Genomic DNA, 20,977 nt, shown 5'->3' with positions numbered 1-20,977 from the left:
TCCGGTGATGGTGTGACCCGTCAAACCAAACAGCCCATGCTGGAAAAAAGCGCATTATCGAAGAGTACCAGGCCACCTCACAGACTACGTCTGCTTGTTGCTGTGGCCGTTGCCTGCCTTTGCCTTATCGGCGGATATTTTTTCAAGCCGCTGGCCGGGCATTTATCTGCCGGGGTATCCCAGGCAACAGAAAACCCACCTGAGTCGGCACCGGGTACCGACGATGTTATCATCAACATTGACACAGCTGATTACCGGAAGCTTTTTGACGAATTAGCCAACGATCACGGCTTTGACAGAATTGAACTGGCCAGTCTCTTCTCCGGCCTCACTATAGACCAGGCGGCCCTGAACCTGATCAGTGACCAGGTGGAATCACGCCCCTACCTCAAGTATCTGGCATTATTGGCCACCCCTGCGATAATACAGGCGGGAAAAGAAAAGCTGGAAGAGCATCGTGAGTTGCTCGATGCAATTGAAGCACGTTACGGTGTCGACAGGGAATACCTGATTGCCATCTGGGGTATTGAAACCAGGTTTGGTCAGCGACAGGGAAAACATGAAGTTTTTCGTGTTTTAAACACCCTGTTCAGCAACTATCCGAGAAGGTCCGGATTCTTCAGGGATGAACTTGTCAATTTTCTGCTGTTATGCAGGGAGTACGGGCTTAGCCCCCGGTCCGTAATGGGATCGTATGCTGGTGCCTTTGGTCAGCCACAGTTCATTCCTTCCAGTTTCAGGGAATATGCTGTCAGTTTTGATGATGACGACAAGCCTGATATCTTCGACTCGATCCCCGATATTCTTGCCTCCATTGCCAATTATCTGCACCGCCATCACTGGGTGCTGGATGCACCCGTTATAGTGAACATAGGCAACGAACTCAACACAGACAATCTTAAAGAGGCTCTTGAAGCAGGTCGCAGAGGCCGACTACCACGACAGGAAATACAGGACGCCCAGGGAGTCGAGCTCCCTCCATCCCCTGACAACAGACCTTTGGTTGTTGTTGAGTTTCAACCTAATCCTTTTTTTGGTAAAACCCCTCAGTACTATGCCGGCTACCCGAATTTTCAGGCCATTACCGCCTGGAATCATTCAAACAGATATGCCATGATAGTTACTCATTTCGCTCAGGCTATGACCAGGTAACATAACTCACCTGATGATATTTCAAACTTTCCCTGACAATCGGAGAGATATTATTTTAATTGTGCGCTGTTATTTATTGTTACTCTTTCTTTCGCTCTGTGTGCCCTGGCACGCTGCTCAGGTTTTTGCAGCAATACAGCCTGTTGCCCCAGGGGATGTGCCGGTCTTCACCGACGACGATTCACAGGAATCTCTCCTTACCGCCGCACGGATTCATCGTTCATATCTTGCCCAACTGCCAGTCGACCATACTGCAAAGATTTATGGATTGAGCTATTCCCGCAACTGGCTGATCTCATCGTTGGATGAGTTCATCACGCTCATAGAAAATGCCAGTGGCGCCGAACAACTCAACCGGAAGCTGATTGAAAGATTTGAGATTTATCAATCCACCGGGCGGAGGTCTGGCCCTGGAAACACTATGCTCGTTACCGGCTACTTCGAACCGGTAATCCAGGGCAGCCTACAAAAAACACCCAAATTCAGGTTCCCCATCTATTCCCCACCACCATCCCTGGTATCCAGGAAAAGCAACACAGGGCAAACTGAAGTAGGTAGAATCGGAAAGAATAATGCTTTCCTCCCCTTCTGGACCCGGGCTGAAATTGAAGGTTCCAACGTGCTGGCCAGCTCTGAGCTGGTTTATCTTGCCGATCCGGTCTCTGCCTTTTTTCTGCAGATACAAGGGTCTGGGAGGATTTCACTGCCAGATGGGAGTATCAGGTCTGTTCGCTTTGCCGGGCATAATGGTCATGGTTACAAAAGCATCGGTAAGCTGCTGGTTGATGAGGGTAAGCTTGAACTCCACAACTCCTCCACTCCCAACATCAAACAGTATCTTGCTCATCACCCGGAGGAACAAAGGCGGGTGCTGCACTACAACCCCAGAATCATCTTTTTTAACTGGGGTGATGATGGCCCGCCAAACGGAAGCCTGGGATTGCCGCTCACTGCCGGCCGATCTATCGCTTTAGACCAGTCCCTGCTATCGACCGGAGTATTCTATTGGCTGAGTAGCACCGTACCGATTTTAAACGATGGCGGCGAGGTGGTTGCCTGGGTTCCGGATAAGCGATTTGTACTGCCACAGGACAGCGGTGCCGCAATAGAGGGCCCTGGTCGCGTAGACCTCTTTATGGGTTCCGGGCACTATGCCAAACACGCAGCCGGTGTAATGAGACAGCCCGGCAAACTCTACCTTTTTATTAAGAAGGGTTTCCCGGCAGTATCTGATATTCCAACATCTCATTAGATCAACTACCCGAAACTTGATTATTCTATGGCAATCACAACTAGCTGCCGGGCCATAACCCTAACCACTGATTTCGGTACAGACGATGAATATGTTGCGGTAATGAAGGGAGTAATTCTCTCCAGACTCTCCCCGCCCGCAACAGTTCAGCTCATTGATATCTGCCACACCATTCCCGCCCAGGATATTCATTGCGCTTCCTGGTTGCTGGCTAGAGCCTGCCGGTATTTTCCCTCAGGAACTGTTCATGTTGCGGTGATTGATCCCGGCGTTGGTTCTGATCGCCGGGTTATAGCCATCACGAACCAACAACATATTTTCATAGGTCCCGATAATGGCGTGTTTACCCGGATACTGCAAAGCGCATCACCCCGCACTGATCCCGTACGGGTCTACCAGGTGACCAATAAAAAGCTCTTTTTACCTCAAATCAGCACCACCTTTCACGGTCGTGACATCATGGCACCGGTAGCAGCCGCTCTGGCATCCGGTACACCTCTATCCATGGTCGGCAGCGAGATTGAACTGAGTTCCTGCACTATCCTGCCGTTACCCCAAAAAGAACTTCGAGCAGACTCCGCTGTCGGCGAAATAGTACATATCGACAGATTTGGTAATCTCTGTACCAATCTGACGGCTGATGATGTACAGCCACTACTGGATAAGGGCAGTCTCAAAATACATCTCGGCAACACCACGATCAACGGTTTAAGCGGCAGCTATTCAGCAGCCCCGGAGGGTGATGTACTGGCGCACTTCGATAGCCACTTTCACCTTGAGATCGCTGTGAATGGAGGATCGGCCTGCAAGCTGCTCAGTGCAAACACAGGTGATACAATTTATGTTTCACTCTCTGATCTGAAATAAAAAAGGAGCTGTCTCAAAACCTGAGACAACCCCTTTTTAATTTCCCCTGTTGCTGAGACAACTCAGCAGAACACTGGCAATTATTTCTGCAGCAAGGCGAAGCGTTCCCAGAAATCAGGGAATGATTTTGCCACGCAGTTCTCACCGTGGATCTTTACGCCAGGTACCCGGAGTCCGGCCACGGCAAAGCACATCGCCATCCGATGATCTTTATAGGTTTCGATATCGGCGCCATGCAGGTTTTTACCGCCGTCACCATGGATAATCATCCGGTCTTCAAACTCTTCAACCGTGGCACCCATCTTGGTCAACTCGGTCACCGTGGCTGTAAGTCTGTCGCACTCTTTGATGCGGAGATGGGCAATGTTGGTGATTTCGGTTTTTCCCTGAGCGAAAGCCGCAACCACTGCCAGAGTCGGCACCACGTCGGGCATATCCCCCATATTGACCGTAATCCCTTCCAGCGGGCGGGAAGCGGAAACTGTTATACCATCACCTGCCTTTGCGACCTCACAGCCCATGCGGCCGAGCAGAGGTACCAGCATTGCATCACCCTGCAGGGAAGGGACCGGCACATTGCTCACGGTCACCTTACCGCCTGTCACGGCTGCTGCAGCCCAGAAATAGGAAGCATTGGAAGCATCACCCTCAACTTTATAATCCTGCGCTTTATAACAGCCCTGGGGAATGGTAAAGGATGAGAAGTCAGGTGCCGCCTCAACCATGATACCGAAATCCGCCATAACCGCCAGAGTCATCGCCACATAAGGCTTGGAAAGAACCTCACCCTCAACTTTCAAAGTAGCTGGTTGAGCAGCATAAGGTGCCACCAGCAGGAGTGAGGAGAGGTACTGGCTTGACTTGCCCTCTGGGAGAACAGTTTCACCACCGCTCAAACCGCTGCCCTGAATACGCAGTGGCGGGCAGCCCGTGTTATTGATAGAAGCAATGTCAACGCCCCACCCCTGCAGAGCTTTCATCAGCGGATCAATGGGGCGTTCATGCATACGTTCGTCACCATCAATAATGAAAGTTGAGTGGCCCAGGCCGGTTACAGAGGTGAGAAAGCGTGTTGCTGTACCATTATTGCCAAGGTAAATCGGCTCATCACTGGGCTGAATTTTTCCACCGCCACCTTCGACTGTCCAGACACCGTCGCCCTTGGTGATGGTCATTCCCATCTGGCCAAGTGCTTTTGATGAGTAGTCGGTGTCTTCGCTGACCAGTGGCCCAATAAGCGTGCTGGTGCCGTTACCCAGAGCGGCCGCAATAAGCGCTCGCTGGGTGAGGCTTTTGGAGCCCGGCAAGGTCACAGTCTTATCTATCTTTTGAACAGGTGTTATTTCAATCATGATAATTCCTTTATTTATCCGTACAGTAACTTCAGCCGAACCCTTTCGGGCTCATATTCTAAATGTTTTTGGTCTCACTGTTTCCTGTTGCTTCAAGAAGTATCCGGCGCATGGTTGCAACGGGTGCGGTCTTGCCGGTCCAGAGTTCAAACTGGGCTACACCTTGATACAACAACATCTCAAGACCATTTACCGTGATACAGCCTGCCTCGGCCGCCTCCCTGAGTAATCTGGTCGTCAAAGGAGAATAAACGATATCCATCACCACCGCATAACCAGCCAGGGCCTGCACCGGCACCAGACTCGCGTCAGTATTCGGAGCCATGCCCACAGAGGTCGCATTGACCAGTATATCTCCCTGCAACTCCGTCACTTCGGTAAGAGAGCACCAACCACAACCGAGAACATCAGCCAGAGCCCTGCCACGGGACTCTGTTCTGCTGCACAGCACAATCTCTGCGCCCGCTTCCTTGAAACCGAAGCCCAGAGCCCGAACGGAACCACCGGCCCCGAGGATGATGATGCGCTTACCTTTTAAATCAATTTTTTCCTGCAATGCCCTGTTGGCACCAATCCAGTCCGTATTAGACCCGCAAAGAACTTTCCGGCCTTCGACCTGAACAAGGCGAAGCGTATTGACCGCCCCTATTCTTGCCGCTACCGGATCAACTTCATCCAAATGCTGAATCACATTCTCCTTATGGGGAATGGTGACACTTGCGCCACAAATGGAGAGACCTTTCATACCTCGAATTGCAGCGGGCAGATCTTCCACCGGGAAAGGTACATAAACACAATCCTCACTAAGTTCCGCAAAGGCCGCGTTATGCATCAGCGGACTCAGGGAGTGACTGACAGGGTTACCGATTATGCCGAATACTCTGGTTTTGCCGGATATATTCATTTACGACTCCGGGTTATTACAATTTGCTGAATGGTTATCAGGGGTTCAATCGATCGAGAGGGACTTCAGGGCGCGACGCATATCCGTCACTGAGATCTGCCCCGGCGCCGTGCCTGCACCATCGTCCGGTGCACAGTAGGTCATAAAGCCACCAAGCTCCAGTGTGGCTAAACGGCTGATGACTCCGGCGCGGCCCATGCAAAAAGCAATCAGCGGCAAACCGATTTTGCGGGCATCCTCCTGCAACTGCAATACACGCAGCACATCGCTGAAGTTCGTGGCAGTGGTGATGATCTTACCGATATCCGCACCTTTATCTTTCATAGCGGTGAGAATATCCAGCAGCTCCTCTCTGGAACCGGTCGACTCGAAGTTGTGATTAGAGACGATGAGCTTGGTAAACGATGCCTGCAGGCCGGTCAGCAAACGATCAAAAGAGCTTTGCGGAGCCTTCAACTCAAGATCAATAAAAGCAGCCCCTCTACTCACCGCCTCCTCCAGGAGTGCCAAACGGCTCTCTTCAGGCCCGGCAAAAAAGCCGCCTTCCCAATCCGGCCTGCAGGTAAAGAGCAGAGGGCGATCTATCCGGGTAAGGAATGGTTCAATTACCGGATCAGCTAGAGCATCGACCCGGATCTCCACCACATCGGCCTCAACTGAGGCAATCTCAGCTGCGGCAATGGCCTCTGCCACCGAACCTTTACCGATCGCTACACAAATCAGACCACCGGACTGCATTTCCTCTCCCATCCCTTTATCACCCATTTGCTCTAAATCCAAGGCAGGTGCCCGTTGGCCCTATCTGATCCAATCAAGTCTCAATCCGCCAATCATCTCCCGGACTGAGTCGAGTTTTTCTTCCAGAACATACTCGCGGATACCGTCAACCACATCTTCACTCGCTCTGGGATTAACAAAGTTCGCTGTCCCGACCTGCACCGCACTGGCACCGGCGAGCATGAATTCCAAGGCATCTTCTGCCGATTCGATCCCGCCAATACCAATAAGCGGGATGGAAACAACCTGTGACGCATCAAAGACCATTCGCAAGGCAACAGGCTTGATGGCCGGCCCGGAAAGACCGCCAATGACATTTGCCAGCTCAGGCCGCTTCTTTTTCAGATCAATGGCCATACCGATCAAGGTGTTGATCAGGGAAATTGAGTCGGCACCGCCCTCCTGCACAGCGTAAGCCATCTCCTTGATATCTGTTACATTGGGAGAGAGCTTGACGATCACCGGAACAGAGCACACCTCTTTGACCGCAGTAGTTACTGCTGCGGCCATCTTAGGATCGCCACCGAAGGCAACTCCGCCTTCTTTGACGTTTGGGCAGGAGATGTTGACCTCTATACCCGCCACCCCTGGTACGCCTTCGAGCCGTTTGGTGATCTCCCGGTATTCTTCAATCGAGCCACCGAGGATGTTGACGATCACAGGAACATTAAGGCCATGGAGATACGGCATTTTCTCTGTAATAAAGCGATCGACACCGACGTTCTGCAAACCAATCGCATTCAGCATACCGCAGGCAGTCTCCACAATTCGTGGCGGCGGATTTCCCGGTCGCGGCTCAAGAGAGATCCCCTTGACTATCACCGCTCCCAGCTTTTGCAGATTCATCAGTTCTTCGAACTCACTGGCATAGCCGAATGTTCCCGAAGCTGTCATAACCGGGTTGGCAAGCTCCAGGCTGCCAATTTTTACACGCAGATCCGGCTCACCGGATTCGGGGCCTCTGGTATTTACGAATTCCATTTCAGCTCCCTTGCATCAAAAACCGGACCATCCAGACAGACATGAACATATTTACCATCGCCGACAGGTCTGGAACAGCCCAGGCAGGCACCCATACCGCAAGCCATGACACTTTCGACTGATACCTGGCAGGCGAGTTTCTGTTCTTCGCACCAGAGGCTTACAGCACCCATCATAGGCTCAGGCCCGCAGGCATACACCTGCGTGTTTGCAGGCAAGTCAGAACTTTTGAGAAGTTCGGTCACAAAACCTTTAGTGCCGTAGGAACCGTCATCCGTGGTTGCAAGAGTACGAATGCCGATTTCATCAAAGTCAGCCATTACAGGTTCAACCTCACCTTTTGTACGGCCGCCAAGTATCACCAGATCTCCATTGGTAGAACCTGTCTTACTGCGACTGATCTCTTTGGCGAGATAGAGCATTGGTGCAATGCCCAGGCCGCCACCGACAAGACAAACCGGTCGGTCTTTATCGATGGTGAAAGCCTTGCCGAGTGGCCCCAGTACTGAAACCTCTTCTCCCACTTTCAGGTGAGCAAGAAGATCTGTTCCACGGCCGACAATCTTGAAATACACTTGGATATGACCGCTGGAATCAGCCTGATGGATTGAAAACGGTCTCCGCAATAGCGGATCTTTGCCTAAAGCGGCACGAATCATGACAAATTGACCCGGTTTGCAAGCACTGGCTATCTGCGGTGCTTTGAGTGTTAGCCGGACGTTTTCATCCGACAAGTGCTCTACACGGGTAACTATTGTTTTTTCCTGATATTGTGGCATAGTTACGTCTGCTCTTTTTTGGTTTGAGATACTTCAGATTACTGTTTATGAAATGAGGCTGTGAATGGTTGTAACCGACCCGATGATACTGGTGTTTTCGGCACTTTTGGGTGCTATTGTAGGAAGCTTTCTGAACGTTGTTATTCTGCGCCTGCCAGAAGAAGATGCGTCAATCGTATTTCCCGCTTCACATTGTCCTGTATGTAAACATTCACTCGCATGGTATGAGAATATACCTGTTCTGAGCTATATTGTCCAACTCGGAAAGTGCCGTCACTGCGATGTAAAAATTTCGCTGCAATATCCGGTGGTGGAAATTCTGATGGCAGTGCTCTCAATGGCGGTTTTCGCCAAATTCGGCCTTTCCGTTGCCGCGGCCGGTTATTTTATCTTCTGCGCAGCCTTGCTGGCTATTATTTATATAGACATTCACCTGCAGATCATACCTGATGTAATCAGCCTGCCAGGTATTGTGCTCGGCTTTCTATTTTCTCTGGTCAATCCCTATGTCAGCTGGTCTGACTCACTGATAGGCATACTTGCAGGCGGCGGCGTTCTCTATGCTATTGCCCTGCTCTATTTCATCTGGCGAAAACAAGATGGCATGGGTGGTGGCGATATCAAGTTACTGGCCATGCTCGGTGCATTTCTGGGCTGGCAGTCATTGCCCTTTATTTTCTTCGCAAGCTCGCTTTCCGGCTCAATAGTCGGTATTGCCGCAATGCTCATTCAGAAGAAAGGCGGTAAGACCAAAATCCCTTTCGGGCCTTTTCTCTCGCTGGCAGGTCTGGTGTATCTGTTCTACGCACCAACCATACATTTTTATTTCGATCTCTACCTCAAAGGTGAGTGGCCGTAGTATCGAACCTCAGCGCCGGCCTTGATGCGTTTGCGCGAAAAAGATCATCAGTTCTGAAACTTTTTTAATGAGTCTTTGACAGCAAAAACTCACAGGCTCATCATTCGGATCTCTCAGCCAGTTCAATTGCCAGTTCACGCCCCCGTTCTATGGCATCCTCGTACTGTTCTTTACTGTGACCATATCGAGGATAACGTTTCCTGAACCAGGAAGATTCTAAACGGGGCAGGCGACCGACCAACTGCAGGAAAAGCCCGATGGTACGCCATGGTTCCGAGCTCGAATGAAGATACACTATTGGGGATTTGACCCTGGCCCCGAAGTTTTTCAGAATTGCTTTCAGCCCCCAGTAGTGAACCCTCCAGTATGACCGACATGAGATAAACGGTATTACAGTTGTGTCGGCAAGTAGTTTCCTGCCATACCTGTCGAGAAAATCAAGCATGGGACCACTTGGATTATATGACCAGGTAGGCCCGGCAAGTATCACTGAATCCCATTTCCGGTCTACCAAATGGTCCACTGGAAATATTTGCACATGTCGTCGAAAAAACGATGAAATCATCACATCCGCCATTTTCTTCCATGTCAGAAAAGGAAAAGTGATATGAACGACAGGCTCCAGTCGCTCCAATACCACCTCAACGCCTTCCTTTTCAAGGCCATTAACCAGTTTTTGTATCAGCAACTGGGTTTGTCCCGAAAATGAGTAGTAAACGATCAGTACCCGTTTTGTGTTCACCGCCACCTCTCTCTGCAGAATAATTACTCGCCATTACGCACATTTTGCACAATATACCAAATTTCAGGCAAAAAAAAAGCCCCCGATTTCTCGGGGGCTTTTTATATGTAAAAGAAGACGATTAGTGTCCTTCTACCTCGTGCTCTACACCCACTGCAATTTTGTAGAGGATGGTTACGATCAGGATACCTGCAGCCCAGATACCGAGCGTAATACCAATTTCGTTAGCAGTCGGGTAGTACTCGTTGATCTCTTCGAGTGGGCTAACAACCAATCCACCAAAGAGGAAGCCAAGTCCCTTATCAAGGTAAAGAGCGACAAAGGTACCCGCACAGGCAAGCCCAATCAGTGCCTCGTTGTACACCTTGGTAATCTTCATGTAACCGAAGACTGCAAGTGAACCAAAGCAGAGGAATGTCGCGGTCCACATGAAAGGAACAAGGTTATTATACACATGCCCGTGATGCTCAAGACCGAAGAAGAGGTACTCAAGGGAGTGCTTATGACCCGGAATGTTCGAATACCAGCCCACAAAGAATTCCAGCAGCATGAAGAACGCGTTAATAATCGCTGCGTACATAATGATGGTGGTCAGCTTACTGATCGCCTCTTTACCAGCATCAAAATTAGCAACACGCTTCATGACAAGACATGCAATAACGATGATGGCAGGTCCGGCCGCAAACGCGGAAGCGAGGAATCGTGGTGCGGTAATCGCAGTCAACCAGAGATGTTTACCTGGCAGACCCATATACAGCATCGCGGTTACGGTGTGGATGGAAACAGCAAACGGAATGGAAATATATACGAAGATATAAACCCATTTCGGTGGAGCAACCTGCTTGCGCTCAGCGGTAAGAATAACCCAACCACAGATCACGTTGAGAATAAGATAACCCCACAGTACCAACATATCCCAGAACAACATGGAATTAGGGGTTGGGTAGAAAATCATGTTCAAACCACGATCTACCTGACCAACATCGGCAAGGATGAACATCAGACAGATAATCAGCGCACCAATGGCGAGAAACTCACCAAGAATAGTGATACGTCCGAAAACTTTGTAGTTGTGGATATAGTATGGGAGAACCAGCATCAATCCACCAGCAGCCACACCAACCAGAAAGGTAAACTGAGAAATATAGAGACCCCAGGAGAGGTCACGTCCCATACCGGTCAGTCCCATACCAATTGTGAACTGCCGGTAGTAGCAGAAAGCTCCAACTGCAATGAATGCGCTCAGGAAAGCGAGCCACATCCAGTAGGCACTATTGCCTTTCAACGCTTTTTCTATCATGACGACCTCACACTATGTAAAAGACTGACGGTTTGGTTCCCAGAGCAGGCTTTCTCTGGATCGTAGGCTCCTTGTCTAGGATCTGGCGGATCTCTGAATTCGGGTCATTCAAGTCACCGAATACAAAAGCGCCGCTTTCCTTGACAGCTTCAACACACGCAGGCTCAAGACCACGTGCAAGACGCTCATCACAGAAAGTACATTTCTCTACAACACCGCGCATACGGGTTGGGAATTCTGGATTGTACTTCTCAATGTGTTCACGCGGGTCAAACCAGTTAAAGCTACGTGCACCGTATGGACAACCGACCATACAAAAACGACAGCCGATACAACGATGATAATCCATAGCTACAATGCCGGTTTCCTTCTCTACAAAAGTAGCCTGGGTCGGGCAAACACGGACACATGGTGGATTATCACAGTGGTTACAGAGCACAGGAAATTTATTTTCCTGGGCCTGCTTTGGGTAGTGATAGTGCGAGTGCTCAGGGAAAGCATTTGGAAAAGGCATAGGCCAGATCCATTTGATTTCGCTTTTTTTGCTCTCAATCTTTGGAATATTATGATGCGAGTTACATGCATTAACGGCTTTTTCGATCAACTCCGGCTTGCCGTAGAGTTTACGCATATCGATGAGAAGGCCAAGTCGGATACCATCGCTTCCACCTTCTGCATGTGCTGCCACTGCTGGTGCTCCATGCGCTGCTGAAGAAGCATGCGCAGAGGTCGAGGTCAACTTAACGACCGCCGGGGCGCCAATGCCAGCAAGTGCAGTGGCACCAGCCATTTTCAGAAATTTTCTTCTGTTATTATCCATCAGTGCGTCTCCTTATTCTTCGCTTCTATATCAGCGGGCGTAATATGGCAGTTCCAGCATTTTGGAGTTACGTCAACATACACGTGGCATTCATCACAAAATTTTTCTTTGTTGGAGTGACACTCCATACATGCCAACTGCAGGCTTCTACGGTAGTCAACGCCGTTGACGTTGATCATATCACGCTTGCCTTCGCGAAGCGCAGCATCGCGCCATTCATTGAGAAGTTTCATATGCTTGGCACGCATCTCACTGGCTGGGGCAACACACTCTTTTTCACCTCCTGGTGGTAATTCAGGCTTTGGCATCGGACCTGCGGACAATCCGTTGTACCAGAAGGGAAACGTGACAAAAAGGACGAAAATCAGCAGTCCTGGTATTACTATACGTTTGTTAAACATGGTCATACTCCTATGTTCTGGTCAGGATTTATCACACAAGCGTGCGAAGACCTTCATCGAGGTTAGCGCGGTTCTCGCCTTCGTTCTCCTGAACAATCGCGTTACCGACAAGCTCGGAAACACCACAGACACCTACTTCAGGGGTCCAGTAGTTATTCAGGGAAGTCAGGGTTGCACGGTCGATTGCGCATACACAGGAGAGCATGTTGACGTCGAACTTGTCGCGTACATACTGAACCGCGTTAGCACGTGGAAAACCTGAGCGCATCCTCAGTTCCATGATCTCGTCGGTGTTCAAACCTGTACCGGAGCCACAGCAGAAAGTCTGCTCGCGAATGGTTCCTTCCGGCATTTCTACCCAGTCGACAACATGATCAAGAACGTAGCGAGGCTCATCCAAAAGACCCATTGCACGAGAAGTGTTACAGGAGTCATGGAAAGTCGCCTTGACATGGCTGTTGCGGCTCTTATCGAACTTCAGCTTACCATGCTTGATAAGGTCGGCGGTAAACTCAGTGATATGTACCATCTTGGTTGAGGCTGCGTTCTGGAATTTGGTACCTGTAATAGCAGATACAGGGGTTTCCAGGAAGTCGGCCGGACCGTTCATGGTGTCCATATACTGATGGAGTACACGCCACATATGACCACACTCACCACCGATAATGTACTTGACGCCGAGGCGCTCTGCCTCTGCATACATCTTGGCGTTGAGCTTCTTCATGGTCTCGTTATTGGTAAAGAGACCAAAGTTACCACCCTCGGAAGCGTAGGTTGACCAGGTGTAATCCAGGCCAATCGCTTCAAAGAGGATCATGTAACCCATGGCGGTATAGAGACCAGGCTCGGCAAATACGTCGGCGGAAGGAGTAATGAACAGAACCTCTGCACCTTTACGGTTGAAGGTAACGTTCGGACGTACGCCGGTCAGGTTCTCAACGTCATCTACGAGGAAGTCAACGTTGTCCTTGAAGGTATGCGGCTGCAGACCCATATGGTTACCGGTACGGTTGGAGTTGGAGGCTGGCTCCAGAATCCAGTTGATACCGACACCTACCAGGTGCAGAAGCTCGCGGAGCATCATGGTGATCTCTGCGGTATCAATGCCGTACGGGCAGAATACGGAACAGCGACGACACTCAGTACACTGATACGAGTACATGAACCACTCTTTCAGGACGCCTACGGTCATCTCTCGACCACCAACCATCTTACCGAGGATCTTACCACCGAGGGTGAAATCGTTACGGTAGACGGAGCGGAGCAGCTCTGCACGAAGTACCGGCATGTTTTTAGGGTCACCGGTTCCGAGGAAGAAGTGACATTTGTCGGCACATGCACCACAACGTACACAACAATCCATGAAGATCTTCAGGGAACGGAACTTGTCCAGTCGCTCTTTCAGGCCCTGGAGGATAATATCCTTCCAGTCTTCCGGCAGCTTCCAGTCGTCATCCTCAGGAGACCACTCACGGGCATTCGGGAAATGGAGACCTTTCTGGCTGTTGAGGTACTCAACTTTTTCCTTTTTGGCGGGGTAGGCGTAATTTCCAGGCTTAAACTCGACCGGGATTTCCATCCAGTCCTTGGTCGGCACCGCTCCAGTTGCCAAGGATGGCCCCTTCACCACGCTTTTTGATAATTGTTCTAATTTTGGAACTGACATCGCTATTTATTCCTTATAAGCAAGTTTGGGAGATCTGTTATTCCTCATCCTTCTGAGGAGGCAACTCTTTCTCAACAGGAAGACCGGCTTCAACCATGTACTCACGGAACTCGTCCTCATACCCTGCATAAGAATGCGGAAGGATACGTGGGTTCCATGGGTTGACGTGGCGATTCTCACGGGTGTCATTCTTCATGTTCCTGGTCGGGCTCATGAAAACACCACCCATGTGCATCAGCTTGCTGAACGGAAAGTAAGCCAGCAGAACACACACAAGGAACAGGTGAGTATAAAAGAGCGGGCTCAGGCTAACCTGAATGGTAGGCTGAAGAGTTACCAGACCTACACCAAGTGTCTTGATCGCGGTAATATCAACATCGGTACGCAGAAAGTGACGCATCAGAATACCGGTGGTAGCAATACCGAGAATAAGGAACAGCGGAAAATAATCGTTGATCAGCGAAATGTAACGAACCTTGGTACTGGCAATTCTTCTCGCAAAAAGGAAGAGTACACCGACAACGATACCAGCACTGGTAAGGTACCAGGTCGGGTTGCCGATAGAGAAGAATCCATCAAGCGCCTCAATCAGAGCAAGCAGGCCAGGGAAAGGGTCGAGGAAAAACCTCATGTGCCTGATTATGATCAGCAGGAAAGAGTAATGGAAAATCAGGGCGAACAGCCAAAGCCATTTCGAAGACTCATAGGTGATTTTCGGTCCATCATGCACCTGCGCATGGGTATTTCTGAAGAGTGACCTGAATGTGAAAATCTCCAGTGCCATCCGGGCAATAACCTGGGCGTTGGTATGCGGAGCCTCAAGCTTGTTGTGCTTGATAAAATCAAGCGATTTTCCCTGTCCGCAGGTGGTCTGAATCGAAAATGGCACAGGGGTCTTGGCCCACTGCACGATCCGATAGACAAACCCGCCAAGGAAGACCAAAATGGCCAGATACGGGAAGGCGACACCAAAGATGTACGACATTCCAGGTACCTGCGACCCTAGCCAGGCAACCGCTGCTAAAACAACGACTGCCAGAAATGATAAGGCGTACTTCATTTCTTACCTCGCTTCAATAGAACTTGTTTTTGGAAACCGCAGTGAAGACCGACACACCTTCAGCACAGAGACCAGTTGATTAGCTTTATACCTTCTTTATAAAATCCTGTGTATTTTCAAGCGACAATTTGGAGGGGCATTTGCTGTCAGTCAATATACTGGAGCCGGACTTAATCTCTCGCACCCTGATGGAGTAGAGCTTTTCCCGGTATTCCATATAAATGTCGAATGCAGCCAACACAGCCAAATCTACCGCAAACTCAAAATCATAAAGATCTTTAAAGAGAGAAGAGCACTCCTTTTCTCTTTCAAGCATGTTTCTGGTGATATGTTTCACAGCATTTAGAGGAGCAACTGCCTCCGCTGGGGAGAAATTCTGAACCGCCCTGATCCTGACGATTTGCTCAACAGGCCCCCTGAAGTCTTCAGGGTCGTTCCCAGCTGCCAACATATCAAACAACTGTTCAAGTCCGTCCCGAATAGATACACCGGTGGGGTTAGAAAACTTATCCTTCTCCTTTTTGAAAAAATCTGAAGAAGGGTATGTGGAGAGGGTGTAGTCAACCCACTGGGCTACAATTTTGTCCCGGTTATTCCGGATTACTTCTGCGAGATCCATTCACTCAGTACCTCTGGTAATTTACGCTCTAGCGGACGGCCACCCTTGAGCGGACGCAATTATCCAACTGAATGACCATTCACAAAAGCCCACTATTATCACTTTTCCCACTCTTTTTCAAGATTAAATTGGTATTGAAAAAGAGTGGAAAAACTGCATGTTATTTAATGAATTAATTAAACTTAAGGATTAAAACGATTCTATTGATAGGTTGGAAGAGATTGTTAGAGACCTCTAATATCAGAGATCACATTGGCTCCTTCCATGATGTAGGGATCTTGCATCACTTCTTCTAACCACTCCTTCTCTCTCTCTGCTTCGGTGGAGTTATCGGCGGTGAAATCGTCGTCGACATCCTCATCCTCACTAAACTTCTTGTAATACTTGCCTATTTTATCCCTGGCCTGTTTTGCCTCAGCAAGTTTGGCGCGAATATCATCGAGATCGGTTGAAACCAGAGTGTCTTCGGCCCGCTCTTCTGCATTTCTGGCTTCCTCCCGAATGGTCTGAAACCCCTTATCAGCAGCAACGCGCGCCATACTCCGCTCCCTCAGCTCATCAATGTCGAGCTTAGCGCTTACAGGTTTATACTCAACCGGATCGATTGAATCCCAGGGCAGTGCATACTCGAGGTAGCGTTCCCCCGACTCAATATGTTTGAGCAAACTGGGTAGAACGATATCAGGCTCAACTCCCTTCCATTGGGTCGAACCACCATTCACCCTGTAAAATTTTTGTATCATCACTTTCAACGCACCGAGATCATCATACTTTCGCAGGTGCAGAAGCGGGATATTGTCGTTGAGATCAATGATTGTCTGAACGGTACCCTTGCCGTGGGTGTAGGGATCACCCATGATTATGGCCCGGCCGTAATCCTGCAGTGCTGCTGCCACAATCTCAGATGCTGAGGCGGAGAATTTATTGACCAGAACAACCAGTGGCCCTTCGTATTCCACTCCATAGCTGGTATCTTCCAGAATCCTCTGGGCACCGTTGGAGTTCTTCACCATGACCATTGGCCCGTGGTCAACGAAAAACCCTGCTATCTCTACAGCATCAACTAAAGCGCCGCCGCCATTGTTGCGCAGATCCAATATTACACCGTCAACGTTCTGTTCAACCAGCTCAGCCAGCGCCCTGCGGGTATCATCGCTGGAGTTACGTCCTCCCTGGCTGCCATTCTTTTCGAAATCACGATAGAAGCTTGGAATATGCAGATAGCCGATCTTGTCGTCATCTAATCCGTCGATCACGGCACTTTTGACAAAGGTTTCTTCAATCTGCACAACATCCCGGGTAATCGGGACAATATCCTTTACTCCATCGGGCTTGCGGACAGTAAGGCGTACCTCGGTGCCTTTCGGCCCCCTGATGAGGCGTACTGCATCGCGCAAGCGCATATCCGTTACATCCACCGGTTCATCTGCACCTTCCGCTACCTGCAGGATGATATCCTCAACCTCAAGCTGCCCCTGGCGGGCCGAAGCACTGCCTGGAATAATGCGAACCACCTTGATAAGACCATCGTCCTCACGCAGCAGTGCGCCGATCCCCTCAAGGGAGCCACGCATATTGATATCAAACTGCTCCTTGCCTGCCGGAGGAATATAGTTAGTGTGCGGATCAAATGCCCGGGTCACCGCATTGAAATATCTGTCGTAATGATCCTGAAGTGTTTCCTGATGCAGGCGGTGGAAGAAATTCTGGTTTCGCTTTGCTACGCGCTCATAGGTGTCATCCCAAAGTTCCTTCTCAGTTTTAGGAGACTTGGCCTTCTTGTTATCTTCTTCCAGATCCAGATAACGATTATTCAACTGTACCTGAACGATTTTATGCCATCTCGCCCGCAACTCATCCATATTTGTTGCGTAACCAATCTTTTCCGGATCACTTTCAATGGTCCCTTTGGCATGGGGATCAACTTTTGCTGCGATAATCTCCTCGACCATCTTTTCAACCTGGCCGATCCGCTCGTTTAGAATTGCATACCCCGCATCGGGCAGAGAAATAGTTCCGCGCTTGAGATTATCGTCGATATAGGTGGAAAAAGCGGTCAATTGATCGATATCCTTTTGCAGCAGAAACCGCTTCTGGTAGTCCAATTGTTTGATATATAGTGTGAAAGCGGCTTCAGACAACTGGTCATCCATCTGTTTGTCACTGAAATGCATTACCGGTAACTGCCTGCTGATCATATAGCCGATCAGTTTATTCCGCTTTGGGTCTGGCTCTGACTGACCATTTTCCCCAGCATGGATAGAATGCAACCCTGGTTGCAGGAACAGCAGGAATGTTATCGTAATAAGCGCACTTCGAAAAAACATTTTCATTTGAGTGTAATCAGGCTATGAGTGTCGTGGTAGGTACTTACGATTCGGACTACAATCCGTAAGCGCTTAGATTCTTAGATAAAGTTATTTCCACAATTTAACGGCTACAGTCACTATACATGAAACAATTACAGACCGAAATCAAGGAGTTTATTCAGCAGCGGGACTGGCAGAAATACCATTCTCCAAAAAATCTGGCCATGGCATTGAGCGTTGAAACAGCCGAACTGCTGGAAATATACCAGTGGTCCAGTCAGTCAGAAAGTGAAAACGTTTCCGGTGAAACCCTTCGCCATATTGAAGAAGAGATAGGAGATGTAATGATCTACCTCACTACTCTCGCCTCGGCTCATGGCCTTGATCCGATCAGCGCGGCCCGTAAAAAACTGAAAAAGAATGCTCTCAAATACCCGGCTGAGTAACAGGTTTGACTCAATCACTTGCCTTACAGCATACCACCAATCAGGGGGGAAGCAAGAAGGTCAGCTACTTTCGCTGCATAGATTCGCTAACTCCTCAGAAAGTATCCCCTGATCGAGGCCCAGCTCGTCGGCAAACCCACTTAATTCATCGAAGGTACAGTTCAGCGCAGATGATTGCAGCCCTTCTGCCCTCTCCTGGGCCTCAACCTTTAAAATCGACTGCAAAGACAAGGAAACTTTCTCCGCAAACCGCCCCATGTCAAATTCTTCACGTGCACAAAATTGTTTGAATCTTCTATAATTGTGGATTGAACGTTGTATTCCACGATATGCCGGGGTTCCCCTGTTTTCTGCCTGAAGGTCTCTCAGTACTATTTCCCTGTACCTTTCGGCTGCTGCCTCTTTAAGAAACATATGCTCATTTTCCTGTAGGGCAAGCCTTGGACCTTCTTCATCTCTGGTGAGAAAAAAAATTGCTGAATGATATGCCACTTCCGGCATTTCACCGGAGTGACGCACAACAAACCACTCATCTTCCAGAAAATCGTTTACTTCTTTCATTCCGAACCATTACGACCGAGTCCAAAAACATTTCGAAGGGTCTCGATTTTCACCTGTGTCTTATCATGCTCTCCGCAACTTCCTGATTTCAGGTATTGAAGAGGGTCATAGAGTATTCTCGAGGAGATCGCTGCAGCCATCTTTTCGACTGATTTGCGTTCTTTCGCACTGAGTGAAGAGATTTTTGAAAGTGTCTTTTCAAGCTCAATACTACAAATATCATCAGCTTTTCTACGCAGATCCTGAATAGTCGGGGTGAGCTCCATACCATCAAGCCAGCGACCAAACTTCATCGTCTCTTCTTCAACAATGCGACCCGCCTTCAACGCTTCCCGATCACGCTCTGAACGATTCATCTCAACGACCTGGCTCAAATCGTCAATATCATACAGATAAAGATTCTCCAGGTCATTCAAGTTGGGATCAAGATCTCGGGGAACTGCGATATCAATAAAAAACAGTGGTTTATTACGCCTGGAACGCATCACAGGCTTCAGCTGCTCCTTATGCAGTATCATATTCGGCGCACCGGTAGAGCTGATTATGATATCGACCTTTTCAAGCTGGGTGAGCAGTTCGTCAAAAGATACGGCATGACCGTTGAAACGCTGAGCAAGATCCACCGCCCTGGAAAAAGTCCGGTTGACCACGGTAACAGAGACAACACCCTGGCCAACCAGGTGTTGAGCTGCCAGTTCAGCCATCTCCCCGGCACCAACAAGCATGACATGCTTATCCTGAAGGTCACCAAATATTTTTCTGGCAAGTTCAACCGCGGCAGAGCTTATTGAAACAGCCGAAGAGCCTATCCCTGTTTCTGTCCTGATACGCTTGGCGACAGAAAAAGACTTATGCAACAGCCTGTTCAAAAGAGGACCGGCTGTACCTAGCTCTGTCGCGTATCGATAGGCTTCCTTCAGCTGACCGAGAATCTGCGCCTCGCCGACAACCAATGAGTCAAGGCTGGCCGCAACCGTAAAAAGGTGCTTCACCGCCTCATTGCCGTTGTACACATAAACGTAGTCTCTCCAGGCACTGGCGGGCGATTCGTTGCCAAACAGGAACGTAATGAGCTGCTCTTCCAGCTCTTCACCGGCAATACCCACCACCAGGACTTCAACCCTGTTGCAGGTAGAGAGCAGATAACACTCTTTACAGCCTGGTATCTGCACCAGTTGTCTGAGCGGTTCCTCATAGCCACTGGAAAGAGCAATTTTCTCGCGAATTTCCACCGGTGTGTTTTTGTGATTCACACCAACCAGGATAAAACTTTCTTTCGGCATCCGTCTACGCGCCTCCAAGCGGATACATTACACCCAGGAGGGTGAACAACAATGTCGCAAAACCAGCTACTGCCATAATCGCGGTTCTCTTGCCACGCCATCCTGCGGTAAAACGCTGGTGAATCATTACCAGATATAAAATCCAGGTCACCATGGACCAGATCTCTTTGGGGTGCCACTGCCAATATGTGCCCGAGGCCTGTTTCGTCCAGAGCGAACCCGTTACGATTCCCAGCGTCATAAAGACGAAACCCGCGGCAACACAATGGCTGTTCAACTGATCAAGTGCGTCGAGCGACGGTAACCTTGCAAAGAAATAACCAAAGGTTTTTCTCTTGAGTTCCCTTTCCTGCAGCAGGTACATGAGCGCACCGCAAAAAGCGAGCGAGAAGAAGGCATAGGCAAAGAGGGATAAACTCGCGTGAATCGGCAAATACCAGCTCTGCAATACCGGTTTTAAGGGCAGGATTTCACGGGATGCCATCGCTGCCGCAATCAGCAGGAACATGATCAGCCAGGAAACGAAGGTCCCAAAATTTTTGACTGTGTATCGCCAACGAAAGGATAGATACGCCAGAGTGGTCGCCCAGGCAAAAAACATCACCGCTTCATGGGCACTGGTTATGGGTGTGTAACCGGCGAGTAAAAGCCTCGAGCCGATATATAGAGTCTGTAACACTCCCGACAGGATAAGAATCATCCTGGCGACTTTACGCACCTTGCCATTCTGGCTTACAAAAAAGACCAGGTATAATACACAGGCCAGAAATGTTGTCCCCAGTACTGCCTGAAAAAATACAAAGCTCAATTCTTTCATTTCACACCTGGATTCTCATGCGGAACATTC

General features: G+C 49.4%; 21 protein-coding genes. 5 read left to right on the top strand and 16 right to left on the bottom strand.

What is annotated here, in order from left to right; translation table 11 throughout:
- The first annotated feature begins 12 nt into the window (after positions 1–12).
- The 3 genes from FCL45_RS11795 to FCL45_RS11785 are packed head-to-tail and all read left to right on the top strand — an operon-like array spanning position 13 to position 3,271.
- Entirely contained in the window at positions 13–1,152 is a 1,140-nt protein-coding gene (locus FCL45_RS11795) for a lytic murein transglycosylase (RefSeq protein ID WP_136796766.1), read from the top strand.
- Positions 1,153–1,165: 13 nt separating this feature from the next.
- A complete protein-coding gene (gene mltA / locus FCL45_RS11790; RefSeq protein ID WP_136796767.1) occupies positions 1,166–2,404 on the top strand; it encodes a murein transglycosylase A in 1,239 nt (412 codons plus the stop codon).
- A gap of 27 nt (positions 2,405–2,431) precedes the next feature.
- Positions 2,432–3,271 carry an SAM hydrolase/SAM-dependent halogenase family protein gene (locus FCL45_RS11785; protein WP_136796768.1) on the top strand — a complete coding sequence of 280 codons (840 nt, stop codon included), beginning with the start codon at positions 2,432–2,434 and terminating at the stop codon, positions 3,269–3,271.
- An 80-nt stretch (positions 3,272–3,351) separates the two neighbouring features.
- On the opposite strand, the gene aroA is transcribed toward FCL45_RS11785, so the two are convergent.
- From aroA to FCL45_RS11760, 5 genes are read right to left on the bottom strand one after another with little or no spacing between them, the layout of a single operon-like run.
- Positions 3,352–4,623 (bottom strand): 3-phosphoshikimate 1-carboxyvinyltransferase, encoded by a 1,272-nt coding sequence (gene aroA / locus FCL45_RS11780; protein WP_136796769.1) that lies wholly within the window; start codon positions 4,621–4,623, stop codon positions 3,352–3,354.
- A 58-nt stretch (positions 4,624–4,681) separates the two neighbouring features.
- Positions 4,682–5,527 (bottom strand): shikimate dehydrogenase, encoded by an 846-nt coding sequence (locus FCL45_RS11775; RefSeq protein WP_136796770.1) that lies wholly within the window; start codon positions 5,525–5,527, stop codon positions 4,682–4,684.
- A gap of 45 nt (positions 5,528–5,572) precedes the next feature.
- Entirely contained in the window at positions 5,573–6,292 is a 720-nt protein-coding gene (aroD, locus tag FCL45_RS11770; protein ID WP_228721484.1) for a type I 3-dehydroquinate dehydratase, read from the bottom strand.
- A 33-nt stretch (positions 6,293–6,325) separates the two neighbouring features.
- A complete protein-coding gene (locus FCL45_RS11765) occupies positions 6,326–7,285 on the bottom strand; it encodes a dihydroorotate dehydrogenase (RefSeq protein ID WP_136796771.1) in 960 nt (319 codons plus the stop codon).
- Positions 7,273–8,064 carry a dihydroorotate dehydrogenase electron transfer subunit gene (locus FCL45_RS11760; protein WP_136796772.1) on the bottom strand — a complete coding sequence of 264 codons (792 nt, stop codon included), beginning with the start codon at positions 8,062–8,064 and terminating at the stop codon, positions 7,273–7,275. The genes FCL45_RS11765 and FCL45_RS11760 overlap by 13 nt, the downstream gene beginning before the upstream one ends.
- A 64-nt stretch (positions 8,065–8,128) precedes the next feature.
- Between FCL45_RS11760 and FCL45_RS11755 the strand changes: the two genes are divergently transcribed.
- Positions 8,129–8,923, top strand: coding sequence for a prepilin peptidase (locus FCL45_RS11755; protein WP_136796773.1), 795 nt, complete (start codon positions 8,129–8,131; stop codon positions 8,921–8,923).
- 100 nt (positions 8,924–9,023) lie between these two features.
- Here FCL45_RS11755 and FCL45_RS11750 read toward each other — a convergent pair whose 3' ends face one another.
- From FCL45_RS11750 to FCL45_RS11715, 8 genes are all read right to left on the bottom strand, one after another.
- On the bottom strand, positions 9,024–9,665 hold the full coding sequence (locus FCL45_RS11750) for a flavodoxin family protein (RefSeq protein ID WP_136796774.1): 642 nt from the start codon (positions 9,663–9,665) through the stop codon (positions 9,024–9,026).
- A 121-nt stretch (positions 9,666–9,786) separates the two neighbouring features.
- Entirely contained in the window at positions 9,787–10,965 is a 1,179-nt protein-coding gene (gene dsrP / locus FCL45_RS11745) for a sulfate reduction electron transfer complex DsrMKJOP subunit DsrP (protein ID WP_136796775.1), read from the bottom strand.
- Between the two features lie 7 nt (positions 10,966–10,972).
- On the bottom strand, positions 10,973–11,785 hold the full coding sequence (dsrO, locus tag FCL45_RS11740; protein WP_136796776.1) for a sulfate reduction electron transfer complex DsrMKJOP subunit DsrO: 813 nt from the start codon (positions 11,783–11,785) through the stop codon (positions 10,973–10,975).
- Entirely contained in the window at positions 11,785–12,186 is a 402-nt protein-coding gene (dsrJ, locus tag FCL45_RS11735) for a sulfate reduction electron transfer complex DsrMKJOP subunit DsrJ (RefSeq protein WP_136796777.1), read from the bottom strand. The genes dsrO and dsrJ overlap by 1 nt, the downstream gene beginning before the upstream one ends.
- 31 nt (positions 12,187–12,217) lie before the next feature.
- Positions 12,218–13,852 carry a sulfate reduction electron transfer complex DsrMKJOP subunit DsrK gene (gene dsrK, locus FCL45_RS11730; RefSeq protein WP_136796778.1) on the bottom strand — a complete coding sequence of 545 codons (1,635 nt, stop codon included), beginning with the start codon at positions 13,850–13,852 and terminating at the stop codon, positions 12,218–12,220.
- Positions 13,853–13,889: 37 nt separating this feature from the next.
- The gene (dsrM, locus tag FCL45_RS11725; protein ID WP_136796779.1) at positions 13,890–14,912 is read right to left on the bottom strand and encodes a sulfate reduction electron transfer complex DsrMKJOP subunit DsrM; all 1,023 of its coding nucleotides are present in this window, start codon (positions 14,910–14,912) and stop codon (positions 13,890–13,892) included.
- A gap of 85 nt (positions 14,913–14,997) precedes the next feature.
- Positions 14,998–15,531, bottom strand: a complete 534-nt coding sequence (locus tag FCL45_RS11720) for an RsbRD N-terminal domain-containing protein (RefSeq protein ID WP_136796780.1) — start codon at positions 15,529–15,531, stop codon at positions 14,998–15,000.
- A gap of 224 nt (positions 15,532–15,755) precedes the next feature.
- Positions 15,756–17,864: a carboxy terminal-processing peptidase gene (locus tag FCL45_RS11715; protein ID WP_228721483.1), complete on the bottom strand. Its 2,109-nt coding sequence runs from the start codon at positions 17,862–17,864 to the stop codon at positions 15,756–15,758.
- Positions 17,865–17,983: 119 nt separating this feature from the next.
- Here FCL45_RS11715 and FCL45_RS11710 point away from each other — a divergent pair, with 119 nt between their 5' ends.
- Positions 17,984–18,286: a nucleotide pyrophosphohydrolase gene (locus tag FCL45_RS11710; protein ID WP_136796781.1), complete on the top strand. Its 303-nt coding sequence runs from the start codon at positions 17,984–17,986 to the stop codon at positions 18,284–18,286.
- Between the two features lie 60 nt (positions 18,287–18,346).
- Here FCL45_RS11710 and FCL45_RS11705 read toward each other — a convergent pair whose 3' ends face one another.
- The 3 genes from FCL45_RS11705 to ccsA are packed head-to-tail and all read right to left on the bottom strand — an operon-like array spanning position 18,347 to position 20,947.
- Complete coding sequence (locus FCL45_RS11705; protein WP_136796782.1) at positions 18,347–18,847, bottom strand: hypothetical protein; 501 nt, start codon at positions 18,845–18,847, stop codon at positions 18,347–18,349.
- The gene (gene hemA / locus FCL45_RS11700; RefSeq protein ID WP_136796783.1) at positions 18,844–20,130 is read right to left on the bottom strand and encodes a glutamyl-tRNA reductase; all 1,287 of its coding nucleotides are present in this window, start codon (positions 20,128–20,130) and stop codon (positions 18,844–18,846) included. Before hemA ends, FCL45_RS11705 begins: the two co-directional genes overlap by 4 nt.
- A 4-nt stretch (positions 20,131–20,134) precedes the next feature.
- On the bottom strand, positions 20,135–20,947 hold the full coding sequence (ccsA, locus tag FCL45_RS11695) for a cytochrome c biogenesis protein CcsA (protein ID WP_136796784.1): 813 nt from the start codon (positions 20,945–20,947) through the stop codon (positions 20,135–20,137).
- Positions 20,948–20,977: the final 30 nt, after the last annotated feature.

Origin of the sequence: Desulfosediminicola ganghwensis, from assembly GCF_005116675.2 — a bacterium.
Classification (GTDB): Bacteria; Desulfobacterota; Desulfobulbia; order Desulfobulbales; family Desulfocapsaceae; genus Desulfopila; species Desulfopila ganghwensis.
The sequence above is the reverse complement of the archived record's forward strand: the minus strand, read 5'-3'. Positions and strand labels throughout refer to the sequence as shown.

Excerpts from the sequence above, each read along its gene's own strand:
- FCL45_RS11715 (WP_228721483.1), bottom strand. The coding sequence starts at position 17,864 with ATGAAAATGTTTTTTCGAAGTGCGCTTATTACGATAACATTCCTGCTG.
- dsrK (WP_136796778.1), bottom strand. The coding sequence starts at position 13,852 with ATGTCAGTTCCAAAATTAGAACAATTATCAAAAAGCGTGGTGAAGGGG.
- FCL45_RS11765 (WP_136796771.1), bottom strand. The coding sequence starts at position 7,285 with ATGGAATTCGTAAATACCAGAGGCCCCGAATCCGGTGAGCCGGATCTG.
- FCL45_RS11720 (WP_136796780.1), bottom strand. The coding sequence starts at position 15,531 with ATGGATCTCGCAGAAGTAATCCGGAATAACCGGGACAAAATTGTAGCC.
- dsrO (WP_136796776.1), bottom strand. The coding sequence starts at position 11,785 with ATGGATAATAACAGAAGAAAATTTCTGAAAATGGCTGGTGCCACTGCA.
- hemA (WP_136796783.1), bottom strand. The coding sequence starts at position 20,130 with ATGCCGAAAGAAAGTTTTATCCTGGTTGGTGTGAATCACAAAAACACA.
- FCL45_RS11760 (WP_136796772.1), bottom strand. The coding sequence starts at position 8,064 with ATGCCACAATATCAGGAAAAAACAATAGTTACCCGTGTAGAGCACTTG.
- FCL45_RS11755 (WP_136796773.1), top strand. The coding sequence starts at position 8,129 with ATGGTTGTAACCGACCCGATGATACTGGTGTTTTCGGCACTTTTGGGT.
- ccsA (WP_136796784.1), bottom strand. The coding sequence starts at position 20,947 with ATGAAAGAATTGAGCTTTGTATTTTTTCAGGCAGTACTGGGGACAACA.
- mltA (WP_136796767.1), top strand. The coding sequence starts at position 1,166 with ATGATATTTCAAACTTTCCCTGACAATCGGAGAGATATTATTTTAATT.
- aroA (WP_136796769.1), bottom strand. The coding sequence starts at position 4,623 with ATGATTGAAATAACACCTGTTCAAAAGATAGATAAGACTGTGACCTTG.
- FCL45_RS11710 (WP_136796781.1), top strand. The coding sequence starts at position 17,984 with ATGAAACAATTACAGACCGAAATCAAGGAGTTTATTCAGCAGCGGGAC.
- dsrM (WP_136796779.1), bottom strand. The coding sequence starts at position 14,912 with ATGAAGTACGCCTTATCATTTCTGGCAGTCGTTGTTTTAGCAGCGGTT.
- FCL45_RS11775 (WP_136796770.1), bottom strand. The coding sequence starts at position 5,527 with ATGAATATATCCGGCAAAACCAGAGTATTCGGCATAATCGGTAACCCT.
- FCL45_RS11705 (WP_136796782.1), bottom strand. The coding sequence starts at position 18,847 with ATGAAAGAAGTAAACGATTTTCTGGAAGATGAGTGGTTTGTTGTGCGT.
- dsrP (WP_136796775.1), bottom strand. The coding sequence starts at position 10,965 with ATGATAGAAAAAGCGTTGAAAGGCAATAGTGCCTACTGGATGTGGCTC.
- FCL45_RS11785 (WP_136796768.1), top strand. The coding sequence starts at position 2,432 with ATGGCAATCACAACTAGCTGCCGGGCCATAACCCTAACCACTGATTTC.
- aroD (WP_228721484.1), bottom strand. The coding sequence starts at position 6,292 with ATGGGTGATAAAGGGATGGGAGAGGAAATGCAGTCCGGTGGTCTGATT.
- dsrJ (WP_136796777.1), bottom strand. The coding sequence starts at position 12,186 with ATGTTTAACAAACGTATAGTAATACCAGGACTGCTGATTTTCGTCCTT.